Source organism: Streptococcus infantis (genome assembly GCF_001579645.1).
In the GTDB taxonomy this organism is placed as follows: Bacteria; Bacillota; Bacilli; order Lactobacillales; family Streptococcaceae; genus Streptococcus; species Streptococcus infantis_E.
In genome coordinates, this window is the sequence record NZ_KQ970818.1 from 114,399 (window position 1) to 119,126 (window position 4,728).

Sequence of the window (4,728 nt, forward strand, 5' to 3'; positions counted from 1 at the left end):
CCGATTAATCTTTGGATACAAGCAGACTCTAATTAGGGTCTGCTTTTATTTATGGAATGGAGAAATAGCCATGCTATGACCTACTCAACAAATCTATTTGTTAGGATGAGCTAGGTTGACAGGAGAGGAGTGATCTCATACTCTTCGAAAATCAAATTCAAACCACGTCAGCTTCGCCTTGCCGTACTCAAGTACAGCCTGCGGCTCGCTTCCTAGTTTGCTCTTTGATTTTCATTGAGTATCACTCATGAAAATCAAATAAAAGATTAGGAATATAGCTACAAGCAATACTTGCTCAGAAAGCAGAAGATGGCATCGAAGATATAAAAATAGGTCGGAATAAAAAACTCCGACCTTGATTTTTATGTTCATGAGCCTTTGACTCAATGTTGATTGGGGATTGAAAAGGAATACAACTCTTAGTTTAAGAGGTTTATCCAACCGCTTTTATCTTATCCTAAATAGCGTTGTAAAAATTCTCTTGTACGTTCCTCTTTAGGATTTGTAAATAAATCTTCAGGTTTGCCTTCTTCTGCAATCACACCTTTGTCCATAAAGATGACACGGTGTGATACGTCACGAGCAAATTCCATTTCGTGGGTTACAACGATCATTGTCAAGCCTTCTTGAGCTAGTTCTTGCATGATTTTTAGAACTTCACCGACCATTTCAGGGTCAAGGGCTGAAGTAGGCTCGTCAAAGAGAATGGCATCAGGATTCATAGAAAGCGCGCGAGCAATGGCTACACGTTGCTTTTGACCACCAGAAAGTTGTTTTGGTTTAGCTTGCCAGTAGCGCTCTCCCATTCCAACCTTTTCAAGGTTTTCTTTAGCAATTTTCTCTGCTTCTGATCGTTCACGTTTGAGAACGGTTGTCTGTGCAACAATCGTATTTTCAAGAACGTTGAGATTTTCAAAGAGGTTAAAGGATTGGAAAACCATGCCTAGTTTTTCACGATAGTGAGTGAGGTTATACCCTTTTTCAAGTACGTTTTCACCGTGATAAAGGATCTCACCATCAGTTGGTGTTTCGAGAAGGTTGATAGAACGTAGGAAGGTTGATTTACCACTACCGGAACTACCGATGATAGAAATCACTTCTCCTTTATGAATAGTGAGAGAGATGTCTTTTAAGACCTCGTTTTGCCCGTAGGATTTTTTGAGGTGTTTGATTTCAAGGATTGGTTGACTCATTATTTCAAATCCTCCGTTTGCATTTGGTTAGCACCTGTCGTGTAGGTATCCATATCCATACGTTTTTCGATGAAGCGTAGGATACGCGTTACTGTGAAGGTGAGGACAAAGTAGATAACTGCGATGATGGTAAAGGTTTGGAAGTACTGGTAGGTTTGTGTTGCTACTGTATTTCCTGAGAAGTAAAGTTCTACAACAGAGATAACGTTCAATACAGAAGTATCCTTGATGTTGATGACGAACTCATTACCAGTCGCTGGTAGAATATTTCGAACAACTTGAGGCAAAACAATCTTACGCATGGTCTGGTTATGAGTCATGCCAAGTGCAGTTGCCGCTTCAAATTGTCCCTTATCAACAGCTAGGATACCACCACGGACGATTTCAGTCATGTAGGCACCAGTGTTGATCGAAACGATAAAGATAGCAGCTAGCGTACGGTCTAGATTGATTCCGAAAGCTTGAGCAGTTCCATAGTAGATAACCATAGATTGTACAATCATAGGTGTCCCACGGAAAATTTCAATATAGATATTGAGAATCCAACCGATTAGTTTTTGGATGCCGAAAATAAATTGATTTTCTGATAGAGGTGCTGTACGGAAGACACCGATAGCAAGACCGATAGCGAGACCAACGATGGTACCGATAATTGAAATGAGAAGTGTAATACCAGCACCACGCAAGAGTTGTTGCCAGTTTTCAGTCAGAATTTTAGCGACTTGGCCAAAGAAATTACTGTTGCTTTCCTCTGTCGTTGTAGATTCTGCTGGTTGCTCTTTGATCATACGATCCATGAGCGCAACTTGTTCATCTTTAGAAATGGTTTCAATACTGGCATTGATTTGGCTGATACGGTTATCATCTTTACGAAGTCCAATAGCGATAGATGTATCTTCTTCACCAGTTTTAAAACCAGGTTCAGGCTGAATCATTTTGAACTTAGCGTTTGCTGATTCGGCAGTTAGGGCTTCAGGACGTTCAGAAACATAGGCATCAATGACACCAGCTTCAAGAGCTTGACGCATTTGGGCGAAATCTCCCATGGCAGTTTCCTTCTGAGCGCCTGAGATTTGTGAAATTAAATCATAAAGGTAAACCCCTTGTTGAGAAGTGATTTTTGCTCCACTAAAGTCCTCTAGTGATTTGGCGTTTGCATAGGCAGAATCCTTTTTGACCAAAAGTACTGGTTCGCTAGTATAGTAGCTGCTTGAAAATGCAATTTCTTGTTTGCGTTCAGCAGTTGGGCTCATCCCCGCAATGATCATATCAATCTTACCAGAAGTAAGGGCTGGAACAAGTCCTTCCCACTTGGTTTTAACAACCAAGGGCTCTTTACCTAGGTCCTTAGCAATCTTTTTAGCTATTTGGACGTCGTAACCATTAGCATATTGGTTGGTTCCATCGATTTTGACAGCACCGTTACTGTCGTCATCTTGAGTCCAGTTAAAGGGTGCGTAGGCTGCCTCCATACCGATGCGTAAATATTCATCGGCTTGGACCTGGCTAACTAGTCCTAAAGTAAGGGCCAGGCTAGCAAGGATAGTTAAGCATAATTTTTTCATGATTTCTCCTATTTCTAGTCTAAAATTGCTTCTCTCTATTGTATCGAAAAAGCGGAACTTTTTCAATCTTAGTAAACCCTTACTTGTAAAAAATGATATAATAGTGAAAAACTTGAAAGGGAGTATACGATGAAAAAAAGATGGCTATTTACTTTGGTGTTTGCCTGTTTGCTATTGCTACCTCGCCTGGTTTTTGCTGTAGACTTTGATATTCTAGCTTATAAGGGAGATTTGAATATTCATGCAGATAATACAGCAGTTTTCCAACAAACAATCACCTATCGTTTTAAAGATGATTTTAATGGTCAATCGGTTGGACTAGGAAAAGCAGGGAAAATGCCAGAAGGCTTTGAGATTGATGATGATCCAACTGTTCTAGTATCAAAGAATGGAGAAATTATAGAAGATGCACTTTCCTACACAAAGGAAAATGGGAAAGGCTATCAAGTAATCATTTTAAATCCTGGAAAAGCTGGAGACACTGTGCGTGTAACCATTACCTGGCAATTGAAAAACCTTCTTTTCTTGTATCAGGATATTGCTGAGCTGAATTGGCAACCACTGACAGATAGTTCAGGAGACATCAAAGACTTAGAATTTCGAGTAACTTCAGATAGTCCGGCAGAGAAATTCTTTTTTCATACAGGCAAACTCCTCAACGATGGAAGTGTCGAAAAAGTAAACGATATTTATCGGGTGAAGATGAAAAATCTTCCTAGAAAACGTCAAGTTGAGCTACATGCCTATTGGCCCAGGGAGGCTTTCTCGGTAGCTCCAAGCCAAGGACTGGAAGAAGAGCGTTTAAGAGATTTTAAAAAAATTGAAATAGAAATAAAAGCTAGCAAAGTGCAAGCCAGTCTAATGATAAAGTGGATTTTTCCAATAATCTTTATCGTGTTATTGATGATGACCATCATGTATTATCGAGCATTTCGTAAACATACGACCCTCAAAAAGGTACATCCCAAGGATCATCGACTTTACGAACCTCCAATGAATCTACCTCCAATGGTTTTGGCGGAGGCTATTTACTCTACCTCCTTGGAGGAAATCAGTCCCTTGAATAAGAAGAAGTTTGGCAAATTCTCTTTTGAACGATTGATTCAGGCGACTTTGCTAGACTTAGTTGATCGGGGGCATTTATCCATTTTTCAGGGTGAAGAAGAACCGTGGATAAAAATCAATAGTGAAAAAGGCTTGTCGAATTTTGAAAAAGAATGCTTGCGGATGACTCTCTCAACTAATAAAGAACTGGCTCTTTCAGATCTTTTTCCAGAGTATCAAGTTTCTTCAGGACTATTCCATGGAGCTAAGGAAGCTGATGAGCAGCATATTCGTGAATTCGGCTTGCATCTCAAGCGTTCCTTCGAGAGACGGCTTCAACGCATGCAAAGTTGTGTACGAGACAAGGTGAAAATTCTACGTCTTCCAAGCTATTATCGTCCTTTGACGGATAAAGAAAATAGTCTTGTAACTGGTATGAAAGTCTGTTCAGCTGTAACAGGTTTAATTGGCCTTCTTATCTTCTATTATAGCCTGCGAACACGTGGTTATTTTTCACTTCCTTTACTTTCCATAGGTTTAATAGGCTTACTTGCCAGTGCCTTAGTTTATTTTGTGACTCGAGGTCCATCTCGTGATGGAGTCTTAAACGAAGAAGGGGCAGAAGCCTATTACCTTTGGACAAGTTTTGAAAATATGCTTCGTGATATTGCGCATCTTGATAAGGCAGAACTAGAGAGCATTGTACTTTGGAATCGTCTTTTGGTTTATGCAACTCTGTATGGATACGCAAAGAAAGTGAATAAGATCATGAAGCTCCACAATATTCAACTTGAAAACGAAACTATGAATCTTTATGTATCTTGTGGATGGGATAAACAGTTTCATACATCTGCTGCTCACATTAATCAATACACTTCGGTTGCAAATACAGCAAGTACCTTCTCTGTATCATCTGGAAGTGGTAG

At 39.9% G+C, this 4,728-nt stretch carries 3 protein-coding genes; 1 reads left to right on the forward strand and 2 read right to left on the reverse strand.

The features are described 5' to 3' along the window. Window positions 1–452: 452 nt before the first annotated feature. A complete protein-coding gene (locus tag SINDD18_RS00685) occupies window positions 453–1,193 on the reverse strand; it encodes an amino acid ABC transporter ATP-binding protein (RefSeq protein WP_049549014.1) in 741 nt (246 codons plus the stop codon). Next, a complete protein-coding gene (locus SINDD18_RS00690; RefSeq protein ID WP_049527370.1) occupies window positions 1,193–2,758 on the reverse strand; it encodes an ABC transporter substrate-binding protein/permease in 1,566 nt (521 codons plus the stop codon). Before SINDD18_RS00690 ends, SINDD18_RS00685 begins: the two co-directional genes overlap by 1 nt. 129 nt (window positions 2,759–2,887) lie before the next feature. On the opposite strand from SINDD18_RS00690, the gene SINDD18_RS00695 reads away from it, so the two are divergent. Beyond that, window positions 2,888–4,728 (forward strand): DUF2207 domain-containing protein (locus SINDD18_RS00695; RefSeq protein WP_241497298.1); only part of this gene is annotated, 1,841 nt, incomplete at its 3' end.

What these genes read in the sequence shown, in the direction of transcription:
- SINDD18_RS00685 (WP_049549014.1), bottom strand. Translation starts at nt 1,193, where the DNA reads ATGAGTCAACCAATCCTTGAAATCAAACACCTCAAAAAATCCTACGGG.
- SINDD18_RS00690 (WP_049527370.1), bottom strand. Translation starts at nt 2,758, where the DNA reads ATGAAAAAATTATGCTTAACTATCCTTGCTAGCCTGGCCCTTACTTTA.